A 22,848-nucleotide genomic window follows, 5' to 3' on the forward strand; every position below is an offset into this window, starting at 1 on the left:
CACAATACAACCGCTCCAAGTGTACCAGCGCGCCGGGCGACGACCCGATGGGCCGTCTCAGTAGCATGCTCAGCATGCCGCCAAGTGATGGCCACAGCGACGGCCGCAACGCGAGCCTGAAAGAAGGGCAGGTATTCGCCGGATACACCATCGTGGAGCGATTAGGTGCCGGCGGGATGGGCGAGGTCTATCTGGCGCAGCATCCCCGCCTGCCCCGGCGTGACGCGCTGAAGATCCTGCCCAGCAGCCTCACCGCCGACCTCGAGTTCCGGCAACGCTTCAACAGGGAAGCCGATCTGGCCGCAAGCCTGTACAACGAGCACATCGTCGGCATCCACGACCGCGGTGAGTTCGAAGGTCAGCTGTGGATCTCGATGGACTACGTGCAGGGAACCGATGCCGCCCAACTGCTACGCAGCCAATACCCGTCCGGGATGCCCCGCACCGAGGTAGTGGAGATCATCACGGCCATCGCCGACGCGCTCGACTACGCCCACTCCCGCGGGCTGCTGCACCGCGACGTCAAGCCGGCCAACATCCTGCTCGGTGACGGCCATCCACGGCGGCGGATTCTGCTCGCCGATTTCGGCATCGCCCGCCAACTCGGCGAGATCAGCGGGCTCACCGCAACCAACATGCTGATGGGGACCACGGCGTATTGCGCGCCCGAGCAACTCCAGGGCGCCGACCTCGACGGGCGAGCCGACCAGTACGCACTCGGTTGTACCGCCTATCAACTCCTGACTGGCGCTGCCCCATTTCTTGCCGCCAACCCGGCCGTGGTCATCACCCAGCACCTCACCGCACCACCGCCGCTGATCAGCGCGCAGCGCCCCGAACTGGCGCATCTCGACGCCGTGATCGCCAAAGCACTCGCCAAGAACCCAGACGATCGCTATGCGACGTGCGCGGATTTCGCGGCTGCCTTCGCTGCCCCACCAATCGCTGACGAGGACGACGCGGCCGAGGACATGGGTTCTTTCACCGGTCCTACGCAGGTGATCGCGACACCGCATGCCAGTGTGCCGAAGCCACGCCACAGCCGGATCCAGCCGGCGACGGTGATCGTGGCGCTGGTCGCCGCGGTGCTGGTCGCGGTGGCCGTGGTGCTCGGCGTCCGCCTGCTGGGCGGTCAATCCAACAGTCCGGCCGACAACGGTTCGGGCCAGTCATCGGGCCCGCCGGCCAGCAGCGCTGAGCCCACGCCGATGCCAACGTTGCAGCTTTCCAAGAATCTCACCGATCAAGCCGGGGTTCTGACCGCGGGCGAACGCATCATGGTCGAGCGCGCTCTTACCAAGCTCTATAACGAGCGCGGCGTGCGGCTCTGGGTGGTGTACGTGAAGGACTTCGGCGGCCTCAAGCCGGCCAAATGGGCCGAGAAAGTCATGCGCGCCAACGGCTTTGCCGACACCGATGCCATCCTCGCGATCGCGACAGATCCGCCGGCCTTCTCCTTCCGGGTGCCCGCCGCGGTCACCGAGGGCAAGGCCATCGATGTCGAGCTGATCCGCCGGGACCGCATCGAGCCTGCCGTTTTCAAGCGCGAATGGACCCGCGCGGCGCTGGCAGCGGCCAACGGCTTGGATGTGGCACCGCGCTAGCCGTCAATTCTCGGGTTCGAGCAGCACCGCGGCATCGAAACAGCTGTGGTCGCCGGTGTGGCAGGCTCCGCCGGTCTGGTCAACCGTCAACAGCACGGTGTCGCCGTCGCAGTCCAGTCGCACCGAGTGGACGTGCTGGGTGTGGCCCGACGTGGCGCCCTTGATCCACTGTTCGCCACGTGATCGCGAAAAGTAGGTTGCCTCACGGGTTTCCAGGGTCCGGGCCAATGCATCGTCGTCCATCCACGCGACCATCAGCACATCGCCGGTGCCACGTTCCTGGACGACGGCAGTGAACAGTCCGTCGGCGTTGCGCTTCAGCCGCGCGGCGATGTCTGGGTGCAGTGTCATCGGACCGTGATCTTCTCCGCCGCCATTGCCGCCTTCACCTGGCCAATGGTCAATTCCCGGAAGTGAAAGACACTTGCGGCCAGCACCGCATCGGCCCCGGCGGCGACCGCGGGCGCAAAGTGATCGGCGGCGCCGGCGCCACCGCTGGCGATGACGGGCACGGTGACCGCGGCGCGGACCGCGCGCAGCAGAGGCAGGTCGAACCCTGCCTTGGTGCCGTCGGCGTCCATCGAGTTCAACAGGATCTCCCCCACGCCCAGCGCTGCACCGCGAGCCGCCCACTCGACCGCGTCGATGCCGGTGCCGCGCCGGCCACCGTGGGTGGTCACCTCCCAGCCTGACGGCGTCGGAGCCGATCCGGCGGGCACCGTACGGGCATCAACGGACAACACAATGCATTGCGACCCGAATTGCCTCGCCATTTCGGCCAATAGCTCCGGACGGTCGATGGCCGCGGTGTTGATCGAGACCTTGTCGGCACCCGCGCGCAGCAACATGTCGACGTCGGCCACGGTGCGTACCCCACCGCCAACTGTGAGCGGGATGAACACCTGCTCGGCGGTGCGGCGCACCACCTCCAGCATGGTTGCCCGCCCCGACGACGATGCGGTCACGTCGAGGAAGGTCAGTTCGTCGGCGCCCTCGGCATCATAGGCGGCGGCGAGTTCGACCGGGTCACCGGCGTCGCGTAGGTTCGCGAAATTGACTCCCTTGACCACTCGGCCGTCGTCGACGTCGAGACACGGAATCACCCGCACCGCAAGATCATTGGTTGGGGACATCTCAGTAGTCCTCCGGTTCGCCTGTGCTGCGCAAGATCTCGAGGATCTGGGTGTGCACGCCTGGAGCGGCTGCCAGAGCCGAGCGCGACGCCGGTGTCCACGGTTCGCCGGCCAGGTTGGTGACGACGCCGCCGGCGGCCCGCACCAGCACCACACCGGCTGCGTGATCCCATACATGGCTGCCGAAGCTTATTGCGCCACCCAATATTCCGTCGGCGACGTAGGCCAGGTCGATGCCGGTGGAACCATGCATACGCAGCCGTGAGGACACTCGGCTGAGGTTCTCCAGCACCGCAACCCGATAGCGGCCGGGGAAGCGGCCCCGGGAATCCGCGCTGAACGATCCGGCGGCCACGAGCGCGTCGGAGAGCTCAGCATGGGCCAACGGCGGCTGTGCGACACCGTTTTTCATCAGCGGGCCACCGGCCACCGCGGTGTAGCGTTCGCCGGTGAACGGCAACCAGGTCAGGCCGGCCACCGGCTCCCCGTTGTGCAGCAGGCCCAAAAGGATCGCGGCCATCGGCGATCCAGCGGCGTAATTGAACGTGCCGTCGACGGGGTCCAATACCCAGACCCACGGCGAGTCGACGTCCGGACCGCCGAATTCCTCGCCGTGCACCTCGATTCCCGTCGCGGCCACCAGCGCGGCAACGACCTGGCGCTCGATCGCGAGGTCGACCTCGGTCGCGAAGTCATTGCCCTTCTTGGCCACTGCCGAGTCGGCGCGGTGGCCGGCAAGAAACGGCTCGGTGGCCGCGTCGAGGATTTTCGAAGCCTCGACCACCAACGCGTCCAAATCCATCGGAGGTTTACTCCCGCACCGCGGCCAGCGCCTGCGGCAACGTGAATCGCCCGGCGTAGAGGGCCTTGCCGACGATGGCGCCCTCGACTCCGCGGTCGGTCAAGGTGGCAATCGCGCGCAAATCATCCAGGCTCGATACCCCGCCGGAGGCGATCACCGGTGCCTCGGTCACCTCGGCGACACCGGCCAGCAGGTCGAGATTGGGACCGCCCAGGGTGCCGTCCTTGGTGACGTCGGTGACAACGAAGCGCGAACACCCTTCGGCATCAAGGCGTTCCAGCACCTCCCACAACTCGCCGCCGTCGGTTTCCCAGCCGCGGCCGCGCAGTCGATGCTCGCCATCAACGATCTGGACGTCCAAACCGACTGCGACCTTGTCGCCGTGGTCGGCGATCGCCCGCGCACACCACTGCGGATTTTCCAGCGCCGCAGTACCCAAGTTAACTCGCGCGCAGCCGGTGGCAAGCGCAGTGGCCAGCGAATCGTCGTCGCGAATACCGCCGGACAGCTCGACCTGAACATCCAGCTTGCCCACCACTTCGGCGAGCAGTTCACGGTTGGAGCCGCGGCCGAAGGCGGCGTCGAGGTCGACGAGATGGATCCACTCGGCGCCGTCGCGCTGCCAGCCCAGTGCGGCGTCCAGCGCTGAGCCGTACTCGGTTTCACTGCCGGCCTTGCCTTGTACCAGCCGCACGGCACGACCTTCGACGACGTCGACAGCCGGCAACAAAATCAATGGCATTTTCACAGTCCCCCAACCCAGTTGCTCAAGACGGCTGCCCCCGCGTCCCCGCTCTTCTCCGGGTGGAACTGGGTGGCGGCCAGCGGCCCGTCCTCGACCGCAGCCAGGAACGGCACCTGATGTGTGGCCCAGGTCAGCAGCGCTTCGGGCCCGCCTTCCCACTGCTGGGCGGCATAGGAGTGCACGAAATAAAAGCGGGTGTCGGTGTCCAGGCCCTTGAACAGCGCACTGCCTGCCGCCGGCTGCACTACATTCCAGCCCATGTGCGGGATCACCGGCGCGTCCAACCGGGTGACCGCACCCGGCCACTGCCCACAACCTGTTGTCTCCACACCGAACTCGACGCCGCGGGCGAACATGATCTGCATCCCGACGCACACTCCCAGCACCGGGCGTCCCCCGGCGACCCGCTCGGCGATTATCTGCTGCCCATCGATTTTGCGAAGTCCCGCCATACAGGCCTCGAAGGCGCCGACGCCAGGCACCACAAGGCCATCGGCAGCCAATGCAGCCGCAGCGTCCGCGGTCACCTCGACCGAGGCGCCGACGCGCTCCAGCGCACGCTGGGCCGAACGCAGATTGCCCGAGCCGTAGTCGAGTACCACCACCGATTTGCCTGTCACAGAACGCCTTTGGTGGAGGGCACACCCGACACGCGGGGGTCGGGCTCGACGGCCTGACGCAACGCCCGTGCCACGGCCTTGTACTGGGCTTCGGTGATGTGGTGCGGGTCGCGCCCGTAGAGCACACGCACGTGCAGCGCGATGCGGGCGTTCATGGCCAGCGATTCGAACACGTGCCGGTTGATGACGGTGTGGTAGGGCACCGAGTTGCCGGCAATAGTGGTGTGCTGCAGGTGATCCGGTTCTCCGGTGTGCACACAGTAGGGCCGGCCGGACACGTCGACGGCGGCGTGTGCCAGCGTCTCGTCCATCGGGATGAAGGCATCGCCGAACCGCCGGATACCCTTCTTCTCGCCGAGAGCCTGCCCGAGCGCCTGGCCCAGCGCGATCGCGGTGTCCTCGACGGTGTGATGGGCCTCGATCTCGACATCGCCCTTGGTGCGCACCAACAAGTCAAAGCTGGCGTGACTGCCCAGCGCGGTCAGCATGTGGTCGTAGAACGGGACACCGGTGTCGACCTCCACCTGGCCGGTGCCATCCAGGTCAAGTTCGATCACGATGTCGGATTCCTTTGTCCGACGTTCTATCCGCGCGCGGCGTGTCGTGCTTTCGGTAGCGGTCACGTTGCTCCTACGGGGGTGGCTGGGGCCAAATCGGTGGCAGCGATCTCGGCGCTCGCTTTCAGGAACGCGTCGTTTTCGGCGGCCAGACCGATCGTGGCACGCAGGTAACCGGCAATCCCGACGTCGCGGATCAGGACGCCGGCATCCAGATAGTGCTGCCAGGCCGCCGGCGCGTCGGTGAATCCACCGAACAGCACGAAGTTGGCGTCACTGGGGACCACACGAAAACCCATGTTGGTCAATGCCGTTGACACTCGTTCGCGTTCGGCGATCAGCGTGGCGACGCTGCCCAGCGTGTCGTCGGCGTGGCGCAACGCGGCTCGGGCCGCGGCCTGCGTGACCGACGACAGGTGATACGGCAGCCGCACCAGCAACATCGCCTCCACCAGTGCCGGAGTGGCGACCAAATATCCAAGCCGTCCGCCGGCGAATGCGAACGCCTTGCTCATGGTGCGGCTGACGATGAGCTTGGTCGGGTACTCCTCGACCAGCGCCACCGCGCTGGGCTGCGAGGAGAATTCGCCGTAAGCCTCGTCCACGATCAAGATTCCGGGCACCACGTCGAGCAGCCTGCGCAAGTCCTGCGGCGAAATGCTCTGCCCGGTGGGGTTATTGGGGCTGGCGATGAACACCACGTCGGGCCTCCGCTCGGCGACAGCCGCGACAGCCGCATCGACATCGAGGGTGAAGTCCCCAGCCCGAACCGCTTCGATCCACTCGGTATGGGTGCCGTCTGAGATGATCGGGTGCATCGAGTACGACGGTACGAAACCGATTGCGGTACGTCCGGGCCCGCCGAACGCCTGCAACAGCTGTTGCAGTATCTCGTTGGAACCGTTTGCCGCCCATATACTTTCGACACCTAGTGCCGTTCCGGTCTGTACCGTCAGATAGGCCGCCAGGTCAGTTCGCAGGGCCACCGCGTCGCGGTCGGGGTACCGGTGCAGATCGACTGCGGCCTCGCCCACCGACCGCACAACGTCGTCGACCAGCGCCTGGGTGGGCGGATGCGGGTTCTCGTTGGTGTTCAATCGGACCGGCACCGCTAATTGCGGTGCACCGTATGGCGATTTGCCCCGCAGGTCGTCCCGCAGTGGCAAGTCGTCCAGCGTGGGCCTCGATTCGGTCATCGCTCGAACCTTCGCCGTACCGCTTCACCGTGCGAGGGCAGGTCTTCGGCCTTGGCCAGCGTAATGACATGCCCGGAAACATCTTTCAGGGCCGCCTCGGTGTAGTCGACGACATGGATCCCGCGCAGAAAGGTCTGCACGGAAAGACCGCTTGAATGGCGGGCACAGCCCGCCGTGGGCAACACGTGATTAGACCCCGCACAGTAGTCACCAAGACTGACCGGCGACCACGGGCCGACGAAAATGGCGCCGGCCGAACGGATCCGGCCGGCAAGCTGGGCAGCGTCGGCCGTCTGAATCTCCAGATGCTCGGCGGCATAGGCGTTTACCACCTTTATCCCGGCATCCAGGTCGTCGACCAGGATGATCGCCGACTGGCGCCCGCAAAGCGCGGTGCTCACCCGCTCGCGGTGCACGGTGGTCTGCAGCTGGGCCGCCAATTCCGCGTCGGTGGCGTCGGCCAGCTGCTCGCTTGGTGTGACCAGCACGCTGGCGGCCATCTCGTCGTGTTCGGCCTGACTGATCAGGTCGGCGGCGACGTGCGCCGGGTCGGCGGTGTGGTCGGCGAGAATGGCTATCTCGGTGGGTCCGGCTTCGGCGTCGATGCCAACCTGGGAGCGGCACAGGCGTTTGGCCGCGGTGACGTAGATGTTGCCCGGCCCGGTGATCATGTCGACGGGCGCCGCCTCGGAACCGTCCGTATCGGTGCCGCCATAGGCCAGTAATGCCACCGCCTGGGCCCCGCCGACGGCCCACACCTCGTCGACGCCCAGCAGCCGCGCCGCGGCCAGGATCGTCGGGTGCGGCAAGCCGTCAAACTGCGCCTGCGGCGGGCTCGCCACCACCAGCGAGTCCACCCCGGCGGTCTGCGCGGGCACCACGTTCATCACCACGCTGGACGGGTACACGGCGTTGCCGCCGGGCACATAGAGCCCCACCCGCTCGACAGGAACCCATCGCTCGGTGACGGTCGCGCCCGGCCCCAGCGTGGTCGTCACGTCGGCGCGGCGCTGATCGGCGTGCACCGTGCGGGTCCGCTCGATCATCACCTGCAGCGCGTCCCGCACGTCGCCATCCAGCCCGGCCAACGCGGCATCGAGCGCTGCTTCGGGCACCCGAACCGTCGCAGGCCGCACACCGTCGAACGACGCACCGAATTCGAGAGCGGCTTCGACCCCGCGCTCAGCAACGGCCGCCACGATGGGCCGCACCTTGGGTAGCACGCTCTCCACGTCGGCGCCGCCGCGTGGCAGGGCGGCCCGCAATCGGGCTGCCGTCAACTCCGCGCCCCGCAGGTCAATGCGGGCCAGCGGCGCAGGCTTCATCGTCACGTGGACCATTGTCCCAGAGCAGCTCAACTGGATATCCGACCGGTAGTGTGGCCCCATGTCCGCAAAGGATCACCCCAACAACGCCCCGGGCATCCCCATGGTATTCCCGCCCTGGTTTGAGAAGTTTCAAGTCAAATACATCAACCCGGTACTCAAGCCGATCGCGCGCTACCTGCCTGGAACCGCCACCATCGAACACCGCGGCCGCAAGTCGGGGAAGCCGTACAAGACCATCGTGACCACTTACCGCAGAGGCAACACGCTGGCGATCGCGCTGGGCCACGGCAAGACCGACTGGGTCAAGAACGTCATGGCCGCCGGCGAGGCTGATGTGCACTTCACCCGCCGCCAGGTGCACATCACCAACACCCGCATTCTGCCGGCCGCCTCCAACGGCCCCGAGGTAGCGGAGTTGCCGTTCATGGCGCGCGCGCAGCTGCGCCGAATGGCGGTATTCGTCGCCGACATCGCTTGAGCCGGCTGCACCACGCTCAGCGCACGAAGACGGTTTTGCCAGTCATCGCCGGCCAGCCCGACGGGGCGTCTTCCCACTCCACGACCCGCTCGACCACCGGCGACAAGTCCAATCCGTCCGCCAGCAGCTCAACCACCTGCGGAATGACGGTGCGCGCGCTGACCCGGCCGGTGACGAACTGCACGCCGTGGGTGTACATCGACAGCAACGGCATTTCGACGCCCGCCTGGTAGTAGATGCCCGTATCGGTACACACGCCGTCGGGCCAGGTCGCGCGCAGCGTCGCGCGCAACAGCGCCACCTCGGCCGAGGTGTGCACGGTAACCGGGTATCGCTCCCAAGTCTTGTCCGGCTTTTCCCGATCGTGGACCACCGCACCGAGCTTGGCGGCGGCGGCCAGGCGCCGCTCGTCGGTGTCGACATAGTCGACGTGGGCCCCCAGCGCGGCGGCGAAGGCGGCGGCGTACAGCCCGATCGACAGCCGGCCAACCACCAGGACTCGGCGATCCGCCGGATCGAGCTTGGCCAGCTGCTCGGCAAAGGGACCGACGGCCCGCCAGGCATCAGGAATGTTGTCCGATAGCGACGCGATGGAAACCGGGTCGACAGTCTCGGGGATCGGGATGAGCATCGCGTCGGCATACGGCACCAGCACCAGGTCCGACATGAATCCGCCACCGTCCAGACCGGAAATCGGGGCCATGCCGTAGGCCGCCATCAAGGGCACCGACGCACATGACCCGGTCACGCCGCGACGGCACTCGCGGCAGCTGCCGCAGCTGATCTGAAACGGCACTATCACCCGGTCACCGGCGCGGACGGCGCTCACGTCGTCGCCGACGGCGACGACTTCGGCCAGGCCCTCGTGTCCCACGGCGTATCCCGGCGGCAACGGCAGCCGACCGTGACAGACGGCGACGTCGAGGTCGCAACACGCCACCATCACCGGCCGAACCAGCGCCTGCCCCGGCGCGGTGATTGCCGGTTCCGGAACCTCACGCCACGCGTATCGGCCGGCCTCTTCGTACGTCAGCTGCCTCATCTCAGCATTCTTGAGTGATTACTCAAGTATTGTCAAGACATGCCGAGACCTGATCGCAGCCGGGCAGCACTGATAGACAAAGCCGCCACCCTGTTCCGCCGGCAGGGTTATGCGGCGACCGGCCTCAACCAGATCCTCGACGAGGCCGGCGTCAAACCCGGATCGCTCTATCACCACTTTCCGCAGGGCAAGCAGCAATTGGCCGCCGCAGTCGTCGACACCGCCGGAGCGAGCATTGAACAGCTGTTGCGCAGGTTCCTTACCACCGGCCGCCCGGTGGCCGACATCGTCGATCGCTGGATCGACCTGCTGGTGGCCGCACTGGACGGCGACGACCGCGATGGCTGTCCGATCGAACCCATCGCGACCGAGTCGGTCAACGGCAGCCCCGAGGTCCGCGCAGCATCGGCGCGCGCGTTCCGAGGCTGGTGTGCGGCCATCGCGGAGCGGTTGGGCGGCGAAGGCTGGTCCACGACGGAGGCCGAGCAGGCTGCCGTCGCCGTCATCGCCTTGATCGAGGGAGCGCTCATCCTGTCCCGGATCGCCGGCGACGCGGGGGCGCTCAACGCCGCCAAGCCGGCGGCCCGCACGCTATTGCGGTGTGACTGACCGCTACATGTCCAGGCCGATATCGAGGACCCGCACCGAATGGGTCAACGCACCCACGGCGAGGTAGTCCACCCCGGTACCGGCATACGTCGCCGCGGTTTCCAGGGTCAGCCCGCCGGACGACTCCAGCAGCACGGTTGGCGCCCGGGCATCGCGGCGCTGCACCGCGGTCTGCGTCTGCCACACCGGAAAGTTGTCCAGCAGAACCAGCTCGGGCTTCTCGGGCAGCACCTCATCCAGCTGCTCCAGCGAATCCACCTCGACCTCGCACGACAGCTCGGGCGCGACGGCACGCACCGCCCGCAACGCCTCGATTACCGACCCCGCGGCGGCAACGTGGTTGTCCTTGATCAAGGCGGCGTCACCCAGCCCGAACCGGTGGTTGACACCTCCGCCGACGCGGACCGCATACTTCTGCACCGCACGCAGGCCGGGCAGCGTCTTGCGGGTGTCACGGATCTTGGCCTTGGTGCCACTCACGGCGTCCACCCACGCTGCGGTGGCGGTCGCGATACCGGACAAATGGCAGACCAGGTTGAGCATCGTCCGCTCGGCGGTAAGCAGGCCACGCGTTTGGGCCTCCACGGTCAACACGGGCTGCCCAGGCTGCAACCGGGTACCGTCGGCAACACGATCGAGCACGCGGTAGCCCTCGGCGCCGATCACCTCGTCGAGCACCAGCAACGCGATATCCACACCGGCGATGACGCCGGGCTCACGAGGAATCATCGCCGCGGTGGCCACCGCGCCGGCGGGCACCGTCGCGATCGTGGTCACATCCGGCCCGTAGTTCAGGTCCTCGCTGAGACCGCGCCGAATGGTGTCTTGAACCGCAGCCAGTTCCCATTCGGACAGCTTCATCAGCCCACCGCCGCCAACGCCTCCACACGCGCCGTGCGTTGATCGTCGGCCAGCCGGACCAGGCTGCTTCGCGCTTGCTCCGGCGACACACCCTCATGCTCGGCGCGGTGGTGGCAACCCCGGCTTTCATTTCGGGCCAGGGCTGCAGCGGCCACGGTTCGGGCCGCCACTGCAAGTGCCACGTCCTCGAAATCGCGACGGCTCGCCACCGTCCGAACTGGCGCGTTGCTCAGCGTCTCGGACAGCCGGCGCAGCCCGTCGGCGTCACGCACCACCGAGGCGTTCTGGCTCATCGCGCGTTGCAGATCGCTGCGCTGCGGTGCGATGTGGCCGATCGGCTCGGGCATTCTGGCGCGGCGGCGTCCGGCGGCCACCGCGTGCGCGGCCGCGGCCTTTCCGGCGCGACCGCCCACTACCAGTCCCTCCAGCAAGCTATTGGAGGCCAGCCGGTTGGCGCCGTGCATGCCGGTGCGGGCCACCTCGCCGGCTGCGAACAGTCCGAGCAACCTGGTCTGGCCGTAGACGTCGGTGACCACGCCACCACAGCTGTAGTGGGCTCCCGGAACGATCGGGATAGGTTGGCGAACCGGGTCGATTCCGGCGGCCCGGCATGCTTTGGTCACCGTCGGGAACCGGGCCTCGAACCCGGCGATGCCACGCGCATCGAGGTAGGCGCACGGGTCGCCGGTTGCCTTCAACCGAGCGTCGATTGCGCCGGCGACGATGTCGCGCGGCGCCAGATCGCCCATCGGATGGACGCCGGCGGTAATCGAATTACCTTGCCTGTCAAGCAATATCGCACCTTCGCCACGGATCGCCTCGGTGATCAGCGGGCGCCGGCCGCCGCCGCCACCAGCGAACAGCATCGTCGGGTGGAACTGGATGAACTCGAGGTCGCCGACCGCGAGACCGGCCCACAGGGCCAACGCGATCCCGTCTCCGGTGGAGCCGTCGGGGTTGGTGGTCGCGCTGTAGAGGTGCCCGAGCCCGCCGGTAGCAAGAATCACCGATGGCGCGCTGATGATGCCGCAACCATCCGGTCTGCCGACCAAAACCCCCGTCACCGCGGTGTCGTCATGCAGCACCCGCAGCGCGACGTGGGTGCTGCGGATATCCACCACGCCCGCGGCGCGATCGAGTGCCCGCTGCACCTCGGCTCCGGTGGCGTCGCCTCCAGCGTGCACGATGCGCCGCCGCGAGTGACCGCCTTCGCGCGTCAAATCCCAATGCCCCGGCGCTGATTCGTCGAACCGCGCGCCATCGCCGACCAATTCGGCGACCGCACGGTAGCCGTCGGCGACGATCGAGTACACAGCGTCGGGATCGCACAGCCCGGCACCGGCGGCCAGCGTGTCAGCGACGTGGGCGTCCACCGAATCGTCGTTATCGGGCAGCACCACGGCGATGCCACCCTGCGCGTAGTGGGTCGCGGTCACCCCATGGGTGTCGGCGGCCTTGTTGAGCACGACGACGCGGCGGCCGGCCCGGTGAGCGGCCAGCGCGGCGGCCAGCCCCGCGACGCCGGTGCCGATGACGACGACGTCGGCGGTGTCCCGCCACGCAGGGCCGGCGATCACTCGCCACCGCCGGGTTGTCCGATTTCGATCATCCGCTGCACGCTGCGCCGTCCGGCCGCGGCCATCTCCGGGTCGACCTCAACCTCGTCGGCCCCTTCCACCAGACAGCGCAACAGGGCAGCGGGGGTAATCATCTTCATGTACTTGCATGACGCACGGTCGTTGACCGCCTGGAAGTCGACATCGGGCGCTGCCCGGCGCAACTGGTGCAGCATGCCGACCTCGGTGGCAACCAGAACCTTGCGGGCGCGGGTCTGGTGCGCCGCCTCGAGCATGCCGCCGGTGGACAGGATCTTGACCCGCTCGGCCGGGAATGCGCCTTCGCCGGCCAAATACAAAGCCGAAGTGGCACAACCACATTCGGGGTGCACGTACAGTTCGGCGTCGGGATTGGCCTGCGCCTGGCCGGTTAGCTCGTCACCGTTGATCCCGGCATGCACGTGGCACTCCCCGGCCCACACGTGCAGGTTCTTGCGACCGGTCACCCGGCGCACGTGCGCACCGAGGAACTGGTCCGGGCAGAACAGCACCTCACGGTCAGGGTCGATCGAAGCGACCACCTCGACCGCGTTGGAGGAGGTGCAGCAGATGTCGGTAAGGGCCTTCACCGCGGCCGTGGTGTTGACGTAGGAGACGACGACTGCGCCGGGGTGCTCGTCCTTCCAGGCGCGCAGTTCGTCGGGGGTGATGGAATCGGCCAGCGAGCAGCCGGCTCGCTGATCCGGAATCAGGACCGTCTTTTCCGGGCTGAGGATCTTTGCGGTCTCGGCCATGAAGTGCACCCCGCAGAACACGATCGTGTCCTCGGGCGCCTCGGCCGCGATCCGCGACAATGCCAGCGAATCCCCCACGTGATCGGCGACGTCCTGAATCGCGGGCAGTTGGTAGTTGTGTGCCAGCAACGTAGCCCCGCGCAGCCGCGCCAAGCGGCGAACTTCGGCGGCCCACTGTTCGTCACCGTCGATCCCGGCGTAGCCGGTCGGGGAATTGGTGATTCGGGCAGTCATCGCAATCACGTCATCGGCGAGCGTGTCCATGCGGGTCAAAACCGTCACGGCGGCTCCTTTCGCACCGGAGAGGTTTTCGACTTATAATCGAAAACATGCCATATGGTAGCACCTCACACGAGGTACTTGCGGTCGTGTTTCAAGTTCGCAGCGTTTCAACAGGCCGTACACATGGATTAAGCACGGAAAAACCCCAGTTGAACGTGCTGTTATGGGAACGTGCACAGGATCCGCAGAAGGGCGCCTGGTCATTGCCAGGTGGCCGGCTGCGCAACGACGAGGACATGACGACCTCCGTTCGGCGCCAACTGGCCGAGAAAGTGGACCTGCGAGAGGTCGCACACCTTGAGCAACTCGCGGTGTTCTCCGATCCGAACCGGGTGCCCGGCACCCGGATGATCGCCTCTACGTTCCTGGGACTGGTGCCCTCCCCCGCCACCCCCGAACTGCCGTCAGACACTCGTTGGCACCCCGTGAATTCGTTGCCGACGATGGCGTTCGACCACGGACCGATGGTCACCCACGCCCACGCCCGGCTGGTCGCCAAGATGTCTTATACCAACATCGGATTCGCTTTAGCACCAAAGGAATTCGCACTCTCAACGCTTCGCGACATCTATGGCGCGGCGCTGGGCTACCAGGTGGATGCGACCAATCTGCAGCGGGTACTGGCCCGGCGCGGCGTCATCAGCCAGACCGGCACCATGGCACAGTCCGGCCGCAGCGGCGGGCGGCCGGCAGCGCTCTATCACTTCACCGACTCCCAGTTGCGGGTCACCGACGAATTCGCCGCACTTCGCCCGCCGGGCCAGGCCTGAATTTCCGATCGCGAATGATCGGGCACGAATTTCGGGAACTTCACAGTTCCTTGCCAGCGTAGGCTGTACCAGCGGGTGGAACACATACTCCACCCCGTCGCTCGACGGGTTTACCAGCACTTTTAGCCCGCGCGTTCGAATTGTGATGAGCGGCACGCCGCGCCTCACACGATGCCGCAGACAATGCCGGTAACTTGAGTAAGAGTTGGTTAAGGCTGTATAAGACCTAGATAAGAAATGCTGGCGCTTTGGATCGCCGGCATTGAACTGCCAAAGGGCTAACTGCGCTGCGATCCCCATCGCCGAAGTGTTCTTGCGCCAGAATGCCGGATGGCCATGAAGGGAGCCTGAATGGCGGAGCTCGGCAATTTGGCAGGCGCGACCGTCGGCACCAGCGGCGCCGAATGGATCGGTCGCCCGCCGCATGAGCAATTGCAGCGCAAGATCCGCCCGCTGCTGCCCTCCGACGATCCGTTCTACGAGCCGCCCGCGGGCTACCAGCACGCCGCGCCCGGGACGGTGCTGCGTTCCCGAGAAGTTGAATTGGCGTTCATGGGGCTGATAGCGCAGTCGATCACCGCCACGCAGCTCCTGTACCGGACGACGGACATGAACGGAAACCCCGAGGCGACGGTGACCACGGTGGTCCTGCCAGCCGGGTTCAAACCGGGCCAGACCTGCCCGCTGCTGTCCTATCAGTGCGCAATCGACGCCATGACCTCCCGCTGTTTCCCTTCGTATGCGCTTCGCCGGCGGTCCAAGGCCCTCGGTTCCTTGGCACAGTTGGAGCTGCTGCTGGTCAGCGCCGCGCTCGCCGAAGGCTGGGCGGTTTCGGTACCTGATCACGAAGGACTCAAGGGGCTTTGGGGCGCGCCGTATGAACCGGGCTACCGAGTACTCGACGGGATCCGGGCGGCCATGAGTTCGGAGCGTCTCGGACTGTCCCCGACGGCGCCAATCGGGCTGTGGGGCTATTCAGGCGGCGGGCTGGCCAGCGCATGGGCCGCAGAGATGTGCGGCGAGTACGCGCCAGAGCTGGATATCGTCGGCGCCGTGCTCGGATCGCCCGTCGGGAACCTGGGCAACACGTTCCGGCGGCTCAACGGCAGCTTCCTGGCCGGGTTGCCCGCCTTGGTGGTAGCCGCGCTGGCGCACACCTACCCCGACCTCGACGAGGTGATCAACGAGCACGCCAGCGAAGAAGGGCGTGCCGTGCTGAACAGCCTGGAGAAGATGACGACCGCGGAGGCCGTCGTGCGGATGGCCCACAAAGACATGGGCAGCTACCTGGACAAACCGCTGGAAGAAATCTTGTCCACCCCGGCGGTGGCACACGTCTTCGAGAACACCAAACTGGGCGCCGCGGTGCCCACGCCGCCGGTATTGATCGTGCAGGCCGTGCATGACTACCTCATCGACGTCAACGACATCGACGAGCTGGCCGACGCCTACTCGGCGGGCGGCGCCGACGTCACCTATCACCGCGACGCATTCAACGAGCACATCTGTTTGCACCCGTTATCGGCGCCGATGACCCTTCGTTGGCTCACCGACCGGTTCGCCCGCCGGCCGCTGACCGACCACCTCATCCGGACCAAGTGGCCGACCATGTTCAACCCGATGACTTATGCCGGGATGGCGCGACTTGGAATCATCGCCGCCAAGGTGATCACCGGCCGCAAGATCAGCCGGCGGCCGCTCTAGCGCCGTCTAGGAGACCCTAGGAGACAGAGGCCTCCGGGGCCCCTGAGTTTTCGGTAAGCACCGTCGCGGGAGGCTCGTCGCCCGGGTATGCGCCCAGGTCGTCGCGGGCACTTCCGGCGGCAAGCAGCGCGTACACCAACGAAGCGGCCGCAGCCGGTGACATGAGCGTGGCGGCTATCTGAAGTGGCCCGCGAGCGAAGAACACCGGCGGCGCCTGCCTGACGTAGGTCAGCGAGTGATCGCCGCTGGCCAGCGTGACGGTGTCGAAATTCAGCGCGCCGTAGTGCAGGCGGACCAGCAGCGCACCCACGGCCGCCGCGACCAGTGCCGCACCCGCCGATCCGATCGCGAGCCCGGCGACCATCCCAGGGCCCCTGTGCTCTCGCCACTGCCAGGCCAGCACCGATGCCACCACCGCTACGACTCCCAGCAGTCCCAGCAATAGAAATGGGGCGACGAAGAAATTCTGTGATTCGCTGCCCAAATATTCGTGCACCCGTTCACCGGACCGCGCAATCGCCACCACCGCGTGGATGGATGGGGCGATCCATGCCCACAGCACACCGACCAAGACCCCGCTTGCCGACAGGCCCAGGACCACCGCCAAGATCATGCGGGTCGGCGCGGTCGACGGGATACCGTCCGGCGCGGCAGGTGCCGTGGGCTCTGCGGGATCGGGGGGCCCGACGGTTCGCAAGTTTTCAGTCACCGCTGGGCCTCCAGTTCGGCCGAGTCCACCTGTCCGTGCCTCGAGCATCGCGCCCACCACCCATCCGGACGAACCTGCACAACCATCCGTCGCCCGCATTCCGCGCAGAACCGGGGAGGCTCCAGACCTAGCTGGGCGGCCGTCGGGGTGACCGTACCCTCCAATTCCCCGGTGTAGACGTTGTAAACGCCGGCGGCCACCGGAGCGCCCAGTTTTCCAGCCACGTTTCGACTTCTATTCGACTTCTACAAGCTGGCGTTGAGCGCTTTGATCGGCATCTGCAGGTCGTCCAGCAGTTCCAGATCGGCTTCGGCCGGGCGGCCGAGGGTGGTGAGGTAGTTGCCGACGATCACCGCGTTGATGCCGCCCAGGATGCCCTGCTTGGCACCGAGATCTCCCAGGGTGATCTCGCGCCCGCCGGCGAAGCGCAGCATGGTGCGCGGCAGTGCCAGCCGGAAGGCAGCCACCGCCTTCAGCGCCTCAGCGGCCGGCAATACCTCCAGATCGCCGAACGGGGTGCCAGGCCGTGGGTTGAGAAAATTCAGCGGTACCTCATCTGGGCGCAGCTCGGCGAGTTCGGCGGCGAATTCCGCGCGCTGCTCCAGCGTCTCGCCCATCCCGAGAATGCCGCCGCAGCAGACTTCCATGCCGGCGTCGCGGACCATCGATAACGTCTGCCAGCGCTCTTCCCAGCTGTGCGTGGTGACGACATTGGTGAAGAACGAGCGTGCCGTCTCAAGGTTGTGGTTGTAACGATGCACACCCATCGCCGACAGCCGCTCGACCTGCTCGGCACTCAGCATCCCCAACGAACAGGCGATGTTGATCTCGACTTCGTTGCGTATCGCCTCGATGCCCGCCGCGACCTGCGCCAGCAGCCTCTCGTCGGGTCCGCGCACCGCGGCCACGATGCAGAATTCAGTGGCTCCGGACTTGGCGGTCTGTTTGGCCGCCTCGACCAAGCTGGGGATGTCTAACCAGGCGCTGCGCACGGGCGACGCGAACAGGCCCGACTGTGAGCAGAAATGGCAGTCTTCCGGGCAGCCACCGGTCTTCAGGCTGATGATGCCCTCGACCTCGACCTCGGGCCCGCACCAGCGCATCCGAACCTCGTGGGCCAGCGCCAGGAGCTCCTCAAGCCGCTCGTCGGGTAGCTGCAGCACTCGCAACACCTGCTGCTGGTTCAGACCCTCGCCACCCTCGAGCACCTGCTGGCGGGCTTCGGCCAGAATGTCTGAGGCGTCGGGGCTATGTGGGCCATCCTGGCCGGCATCAGAAGTCGGTCGAGTTGGCGCTTGAGTCACCAGGTACTCCCCTGCATCTTTTCGGGTGCCACATGCGTCATTGCGGCCTTAATCGAAGCGGTGTTCAAGCAAGGGTAGCGGGCGCACTTCGGTTACCTGGCGCACACCGGCTGCCGGAGTCCTTCCTGGGGGTACAAATCCCGGCCCCGCTGCCGACGGCCCGATCCCAGCTCCGGCGGTGCTGCCCCCCAGGGCTGCCATCAGTCGATTTCCAGATTTACTCAATGATTATTCAGCTTCTCTGCGCAACCGTCTCATCGAACAACGATCTGCGTGTCACTGTCGGGCGCCCCCCGAGTCGTGACTCGAGCCGAAAGGTGAGACATGTCGTATGTAATTGCTGCCCCAGATCTACTGGCGAATGCGGCCAGCGATCTTGCCAGCATTGGCTCCCACATCACTGCGGCCAATTTCGCAGCGGCGCTGCCCACGAACGCAGTTGCCGCCGCAGGTGCCGATGAGGTCTCAGCGGCGATTGCGGCTTTGTTCGGCAGTCACGCCCAGCAATACCAGGCCCTCAGCGCGCAGGTGTCGGCGTTCCACGACCAGTTCGTCCAAACCCTTACCGGCGGCGCGAACGCCTATGCGATCGCCGAAGCCGCCAATGCCTCACCGATCCAGACACTGCTCGACGCGATCAATGCCCCGTCGGTCGCGTTGACCGGGCGCGCCCTGATCGGCAACGGCGCCAATGCCACCACCCCTGGCGGCAACGGCGGCGCCGGAGGCTGGCTCTACGGCAACGGCGGGGCCGGCGCGGCCGGCGCACCCGGCCAGGCCGGCGGCAACGGCGGAGCGGCCGGACTCATCGGCGTCGGCGGCGCGGGCGGGGCCGGCGGTAGCGCCGGAGGCACGAATTGGACCGCCGGGACCGGCGGCAACGGCGGCGCCGGCGGCTGGCTCTACGGCGCCGGCGGCGCCGGCGGGACCGGTGGCCTGGGCACCGCCGACTCCTTGTACGGCCTGGTGGGCAGTGGCGGCGCCGGCGGCCACGGCGGCGCCGCAGGACTGTGGGGCACCGGCGGAGCCGGCGGCACCGGCGGCACCGGCCTGGGCGGGTTCGGCACCGGTGGGACCGGCGGCGACGGCGGAACCGGCGGAAGCATGTTCGGTGACGGAGGTATCGGCGGCGCCGGCGGCAACGGTTCAGCCCTCATGCACGGCGGTACCGCCGGCAACGGCGGATCGGCCGGACTGATCGGTAATGGCGGGGTCGGCGGGGTCGGCGGGGCAGGCATGGCCGGGGGTAACGGCGGCAACGGCGGGCAACTGTTCGGCAACGGTGGCGACGGCGGCCAGGGCGGAACCGGCCAACTCGCCAACCCCACGCTGGGATTCAAGAGCATCGACCCGGGCCACGGTGGCACCGGCGGCAACTCCTACCTGTTCGGCAACGGTGGCAACGGCGGCCAAGGCGGCACCGGCTGGGACGGCACAGACGCGACGCAACCACAGTTCGCCGCCGCATCGACAAACGGGACGGACGGGGTCAATAACGGTAATGCCGCTACGTCCGGCACTGCCGGCTCAACTGGCACTGCTATGCAGAATGGTGGGTACGGCGGAAATGGCGGACCCATCGAAAAAACCGATCTAAACAGCCACCCTATCCCGGGCTTCCCAACTGGCAACGGCGGCAATGGCGGCAACGGCGCCAACGGTGGTGCCGGGGGCACCGGTGGGGATGTTAGCGGCATGGGCGACACCAGATACGTCCAGCGTGCGGGGAACGGCGGCATCGGGGGCGCTGCTCTCGGCGAGGGTGGCAACGGCGGAAACGGCGGCAACGGCGGTTCAGCAACCGACTTCCCCAATCCCGCCAGCAGCAGCAATGGATTCGGCCACATTGGTGGCACCGCTTTTGCGGGTGTCGGCGGCAACGGCGGAAACGGCCACGCCGCCACCCTGTCCGGCGGCGACGGCGGCAACGGGGGCGCCGGCGGCAGCGGCGGAAACGCGGGGATGATCTTCGGTAACGGTGGTCACGGCGGCGCCGGGGGCACCGGCGGGGCCGGCGGTGCCGCCCTATCCGGCGGAGACGGCGGTAACGGCGGCAACGGCGGAACCGCGACCGGAGCCAATGCCGTTCATGGCTATAGCCAACTCAACCAAAAGGTCTCCGGAGGCGCCGGGGGTAATGGTGGCGATGCCTTCGGTGTCGGCGGCAACGGCGGTAACGGCGGCGTCGGGGGCACCGGTGGGCACGGTGCGCAATACTTCGGCTCCGGTGGCGACGGCGGGAGCGCCGGATTCGGCGGTATCGGCGGCGCGGGCGGTCACGGAGGTGACGGCGGAGCCGGCGGCCAGGGCGGCAAGGTGGTAGCGAGTGCCGCCACCGCGACTCCCGACGCCGGTAGCGGCGGGACCGGCGGGAACGCGGGCCATGGCAGCGATGGCGGCGATGGCGGCCATGCCGGACTCGCCGGTACGGGCGGCCTGGGCGGAATGTTCGGTACGGCCGGCCATCAGGGCGGCGCTGCTGCCGGGGGCGCCGGCGGTGCCGGTGGAGCCGCGGGCACCCCAGGCGCCGCCGGCACCGCCGGCACCGCCAAACTCCCAGGGGCCACCAACTTCAGTCCGGACCAGCATGGAGCTATCGCCGGCAATCCCGGCGCGGCGGCCAGCGCCGGAAACAACGGCCAAGCCGGCTAGCGACCAAAGCCGGGATCATCACGGCGCCGGGTTGACCGGTGTTCAGGCCATGTCCGGGGTATACCCCCACCATGGCCACTGCGCACGTCCTCTACTTCGCGCACCACGGGCTCTTACTGGCGATACCGGCGTTTCTGCCGGCGGTGATCGTCGTCGGCGTGGTGCTCTACATCGCGCTGAGGGACCGCCGCAGCTGAGAAAACCAGGATTGACGAACGCTCCGGGTGGGCATTCGTGGTTCGAACCAACTCAGCAGCCTGGTACGGGAGGCAATCGCAATGGGACTGTCAATTGTTGCGGAGGCGCCGGCGCGCGGAGCCGGCCTGGATCAGGTGATCGGCCTGTCGATCGCGGCGACGGTGATCGTCGTGGTGATGCTGTGGGTGGGCCATGCACACCGCAGCCATCGCATCACCTGGCTGGGCCGATTCGCCGACTGGATGGCCGTGAAGTTCAAGCGACCGTCCTGGGTCGCTCTGCCGGTACTGGTGTTCACCACGTCGATCATTTGCGCGCTGTTCGGGTTCATCTGGGACGTGAGTTGGCATATCGGCAACGGCCGTGACCCTGGTCCGCTGGCCAACCCTGCTCACTACTTCATCATCATCGGCCTGTTCGGAATCTTCCTGGCCGGCATGATCGCGATTGTCCTGCCATTCGACCAGCCAGGGCCCGCACCGGTGCGGATCACCCGCAACTGGCACGCCCCGGTGGGCGGGGTGCTGATGGCCGGGTGCGGAATGTACGCCCTTATCGGCTTTCCCCTCGACGACATTTGGCATCGCCTCTTCGGACAAGACGTAACCTTATGGGGCCCAACCCATTTGATGATGATCGGCGGTGCGGGGTTTTCGCTGTTCGCCGTGTTGATGCTGGAGTACGAGGGCGGGCGGACCATGGAGGAAGGCGAACCCGAACGCCGGTTCGTCAAATTCCTGCGCTACCTGTCCTGCGGCGGCCTGCTGATCGGCTTGTCCGTCTACCAAATCGAATACGACTTCGGTGTCGAGCAGTTCCGGCTGGTGCTGCAGCCGATGATGATCGCCGGCGTCGCGGCGCTCGGATTGGTGGTGGCCCGCATCACGATGGGGCGCGGCGCGGCAATCCTGGCGGCGCTATTCGCCATCGCGCTGCGCGGTGGCGTCGCGTTTCTGGTCGGCCCCGTCCTGGGCGCTCCGACCAACTGGTTCCCGCTGTATCTCGGTCCGGCGATCGTGGTGGAGTTGCTGGCGCTGACACCGTTGTTCAAGCGGCCGATCGCGTTCGGTGCGGCCGCCGGTCTGGGAGTAAGCACGGTTGGGCTGTGGCTGGAGTCACTGTGGATCGGGGCCGTGTATCACTACCCGTGGCCGACGAGTATGTGGGGCGAGGCCCTGGCGATGGCGGTGCCGGTCGCGGTGCTGACCGGGCTGTGCGGAGCAATGATGGGGATGGTCCTCACCGGGCAACGCCTGCCCCGCCGCGCTATCGGCATCTCGATGGTGGTGGCAACGGTGGTGGTGATCGGGGGTGCGGTCGCCAACGGGCTGCACATTGTGGTTCCCAAGCAGGACACGGCGACCGTCACCCTGACCGAACTGCCCAGTCCTCCCGGACAGCGCATGGTATCGGCGGATGTGCAGCTCAACCCGCCCGACATGGTCAGCGACAACCCGGCCTGGCTGTCGATTCTGTCCTGGCAGGGGCGCATGGAAAACCAGCGCGGTCTGGTCATCGACCGGCTTCAGCGAGTCGGCCCGGGACACTATCGGTCCACTCAGCCGGTTCCCGTCTGGGGGTCGTGGAAGACGCTGTTGCGGGTTCAAGACGGGTACACGATGACGGCCGTGCCGATCTACGAACCCGCCGACGACGCCATCCCCGCGGCCGAGGTTCCCGCGCTGGCGTCCAGCACCCGGCCGTTCGTCCAGGAGATCACCATCCTGCAGCGCGAACGCGACCAGAACAGCCCGACATGGCTATTCAACGCCGGCTCGATCGTCGTGCTGATCCTGACCCTGATGGTGATCGCCGGCATCACCTGGGGTGCCGGCCGAATCAACACCGAAACCATTCCTCAGCAGGTCGAAGAGGATAAGCAGCCACTCCCGCGGGCGGCGTAG

23 protein-coding genes are annotated in these 22,848 nt (G+C 67.1%); 8 read left to right on the top strand and 15 right to left on the bottom strand.

Annotated elements, in window-relative coordinates; genetic code table 11:
- The first annotated feature begins 74 nt into the window (after window positions 1–74).
- Window positions 75–1,604, top strand: coding sequence for a serine/threonine-protein kinase (locus AWC27_RS26290; protein ID WP_085673493.1), 1,530 nt, complete (start codon window positions 75–77; stop codon window positions 1,602–1,604).
- A 3-nt stretch (window positions 1,605–1,607) separates the two neighbouring features.
- Here AWC27_RS26290 and hisI read toward each other — a convergent pair whose 3' ends face one another.
- Genes hisI through hisD form a run of 8 tightly spaced genes read right to left on the bottom strand, consistent with a single transcriptional unit; the run spans window position 1,608 to window position 7,997 of the window.
- A complete protein-coding gene (gene hisI, locus AWC27_RS26295; protein WP_085673342.1) occupies window positions 1,608–1,955 on the bottom strand; it encodes a phosphoribosyl-AMP cyclohydrolase in 348 nt (115 codons plus the stop codon).
- Window positions 1,952–2,737, bottom strand: coding sequence for an imidazole glycerol phosphate synthase subunit HisF (gene hisF, locus AWC27_RS26300; protein ID WP_085673344.1), 786 nt, complete (start codon window positions 2,735–2,737; stop codon window positions 1,952–1,954). The genes hisI and hisF overlap by 4 nt, the downstream gene beginning before the upstream one ends.
- A 1-nt stretch (window position 2,738) precedes the next feature.
- Window positions 2,739–3,539, bottom strand: a complete 801-nt coding sequence (locus AWC27_RS26305; protein ID WP_085673346.1) for an inositol monophosphatase family protein — start codon at window positions 3,537–3,539, stop codon at window positions 2,739–2,741.
- A gap of 7 nt (window positions 3,540–3,546) precedes the next feature.
- Window positions 3,547–4,281 (bottom strand): bifunctional 1-(5-phosphoribosyl)-5-((5-phosphoribosylamino)methylideneamino)imidazole-4-carboxamide isomerase/phosphoribosylanthranilate isomerase PriA, encoded by a 735-nt coding sequence (priA, locus tag AWC27_RS26310; RefSeq protein WP_085673349.1) that lies wholly within the window; start codon window positions 4,279–4,281, stop codon window positions 3,547–3,549.
- 2 nt (window positions 4,282–4,283) lie between these two features.
- Entirely contained in the window at window positions 4,284–4,904 is a 621-nt protein-coding gene (hisH, locus tag AWC27_RS26315) for an imidazole glycerol phosphate synthase subunit HisH (protein ID WP_085673351.1), read from the bottom strand.
- Window positions 4,901–5,527 carry an imidazoleglycerol-phosphate dehydratase HisB gene (gene hisB, locus AWC27_RS26320; protein ID WP_085673353.1) on the bottom strand — a complete coding sequence of 209 codons (627 nt, stop codon included), beginning with the start codon at window positions 5,525–5,527 and terminating at the stop codon, window positions 4,901–4,903. The genes hisH and hisB overlap by 4 nt, the downstream gene beginning before the upstream one ends.
- Entirely contained in the window at window positions 5,524–6,657 is a 1,134-nt protein-coding gene (locus AWC27_RS26325) for a histidinol-phosphate transaminase (RefSeq protein WP_085673355.1), read from the bottom strand. Before AWC27_RS26325 ends, hisB begins: the two co-directional genes overlap by 4 nt.
- Complete coding sequence (gene hisD, locus AWC27_RS26330; RefSeq protein WP_085673357.1) at window positions 6,654–7,997, bottom strand: histidinol dehydrogenase; 1,344 nt, start codon at window positions 7,995–7,997, stop codon at window positions 6,654–6,656. Before hisD ends, AWC27_RS26325 begins: the two co-directional genes overlap by 4 nt.
- A 46-nt stretch (window positions 7,998–8,043) precedes the next feature.
- On the opposite strand from hisD, the gene AWC27_RS26335 reads away from it, so the two are divergent.
- Complete coding sequence (locus AWC27_RS26335) at window positions 8,044–8,463, top strand: nitroreductase family deazaflavin-dependent oxidoreductase (protein ID WP_085673359.1); 420 nt, start codon at window positions 8,044–8,046, stop codon at window positions 8,461–8,463.
- 16 nt (window positions 8,464–8,479) lie between these two features.
- On the opposite strand, the gene AWC27_RS26340 is transcribed toward AWC27_RS26335, so the two are convergent.
- Complete coding sequence (locus AWC27_RS26340) at window positions 8,480–9,505, bottom strand: zinc-dependent alcohol dehydrogenase (protein WP_085673361.1); 1,026 nt, start codon at window positions 9,503–9,505, stop codon at window positions 8,480–8,482.
- Between the two features lie 39 nt (window positions 9,506–9,544).
- Between AWC27_RS26340 and AWC27_RS26345 the strand changes: the two genes are divergently transcribed.
- Complete coding sequence (locus AWC27_RS26345) at window positions 9,545–10,114, top strand: TetR/AcrR family transcriptional regulator (protein ID WP_085673363.1); 570 nt, start codon at window positions 9,545–9,547, stop codon at window positions 10,112–10,114.
- 3 nt (window positions 10,115–10,117) lie between these two features.
- Here the strand turns inward: AWC27_RS26345 and nadC are convergent, their stop codons facing one another.
- From nadC to nadA, 3 genes are read right to left on the bottom strand one after another with little or no spacing between them, the layout of a single operon-like run.
- Window positions 10,118–10,975, bottom strand: a complete 858-nt coding sequence (nadC, locus tag AWC27_RS26350) for a carboxylating nicotinate-nucleotide diphosphorylase (protein WP_085673365.1) — start codon at window positions 10,973–10,975, stop codon at window positions 10,118–10,120.
- The gene (locus AWC27_RS26355) at window positions 10,975–12,549 is read right to left on the bottom strand and encodes an L-aspartate oxidase (RefSeq protein ID WP_139837235.1); all 1,575 of its coding nucleotides are present in this window, start codon (window positions 12,547–12,549) and stop codon (window positions 10,975–10,977) included. Before AWC27_RS26355 ends, nadC begins: the two co-directional genes overlap by 1 nt.
- Window positions 12,549–13,607, bottom strand: a complete 1,059-nt coding sequence (gene nadA, locus AWC27_RS26360; RefSeq protein WP_085673369.1) for a quinolinate synthase NadA — start codon at window positions 13,605–13,607, stop codon at window positions 12,549–12,551. The genes AWC27_RS26355 and nadA overlap by 1 nt, the downstream gene beginning before the upstream one ends.
- A gap of 47 nt (window positions 13,608–13,654) precedes the next feature.
- On the opposite strand from nadA, the gene AWC27_RS26365 reads away from it, so the two are divergent.
- Window positions 13,655–14,377, top strand: coding sequence for an NUDIX hydrolase (locus AWC27_RS26365; RefSeq protein WP_085673370.1), 723 nt, complete (start codon window positions 13,655–13,657; stop codon window positions 14,375–14,377).
- 351 nt (window positions 14,378–14,728) lie between these two features.
- The gene (locus AWC27_RS26370; protein ID WP_085673372.1) at window positions 14,729–16,081 is read left to right on the top strand and encodes a lipase family protein; all 1,353 of its coding nucleotides are present in this window, start codon (window positions 14,729–14,731) and stop codon (window positions 16,079–16,081) included.
- A gap of 16 nt (window positions 16,082–16,097) precedes the next feature.
- On the opposite strand, the gene AWC27_RS26375 is transcribed toward AWC27_RS26370, so the two are convergent.
- The 3 genes from AWC27_RS26375 to bioB form a co-directional block, all read right to left on the bottom strand.
- Window positions 16,098–16,694: a DUF2567 domain-containing protein gene (locus AWC27_RS26375; RefSeq protein ID WP_245847530.1), complete on the bottom strand. Its 597-nt coding sequence runs from the start codon at window positions 16,692–16,694 to the stop codon at window positions 16,098–16,100.
- Window positions 16,695–16,786: 92 nt separating this feature from the next.
- Window positions 16,787–17,014, bottom strand: coding sequence for a biotin synthase auxiliary protein BsaP (gene bsaP / locus AWC27_RS26380; RefSeq protein ID WP_085673376.1), 228 nt, complete (start codon window positions 17,012–17,014; stop codon window positions 16,787–16,789).
- Window positions 17,015–17,035: 21 nt separating this feature from the next.
- On the bottom strand, window positions 17,036–18,094 hold the full coding sequence (bioB, locus tag AWC27_RS26385; protein WP_085673378.1) for a biotin synthase BioB: 1,059 nt from the start codon (window positions 18,092–18,094) through the stop codon (window positions 17,036–17,038).
- Between the two features lie 324 nt (window positions 18,095–18,418).
- Between bioB and AWC27_RS32940 the strand changes: the two genes are divergently transcribed.
- The 3 genes from AWC27_RS32940 (at window position 18,419) to AWC27_RS26400 (ending at window position 22,848) form a co-directional block, all read left to right on the top strand.
- Entirely contained in the window at window positions 18,419–20,746 is a 2,328-nt protein-coding gene (locus AWC27_RS32940; protein WP_139837226.1) for a PE family protein, read from the top strand.
- Between the two features lie 71 nt (window positions 20,747–20,817).
- Window positions 20,818–20,943 carry a hypothetical protein gene (locus AWC27_RS32945; RefSeq protein WP_264079332.1) on the top strand — a complete coding sequence of 42 codons (126 nt, stop codon included), beginning with the start codon at window positions 20,818–20,820 and terminating at the stop codon, window positions 20,941–20,943.
- Between the two features lie 81 nt (window positions 20,944–21,024).
- Complete coding sequence (locus AWC27_RS26400) at window positions 21,025–22,848, top strand: hypothetical protein (RefSeq protein WP_085673495.1); 1,824 nt, start codon at window positions 21,025–21,027, stop codon at window positions 22,846–22,848.

This window comes from Mycobacterium szulgai (genome assembly GCF_002116635.1).
In the GTDB taxonomy this organism is placed as follows: Bacteria; Actinomycetota; Actinomycetes; order Mycobacteriales; family Mycobacteriaceae; genus Mycobacterium; species Mycobacterium szulgai.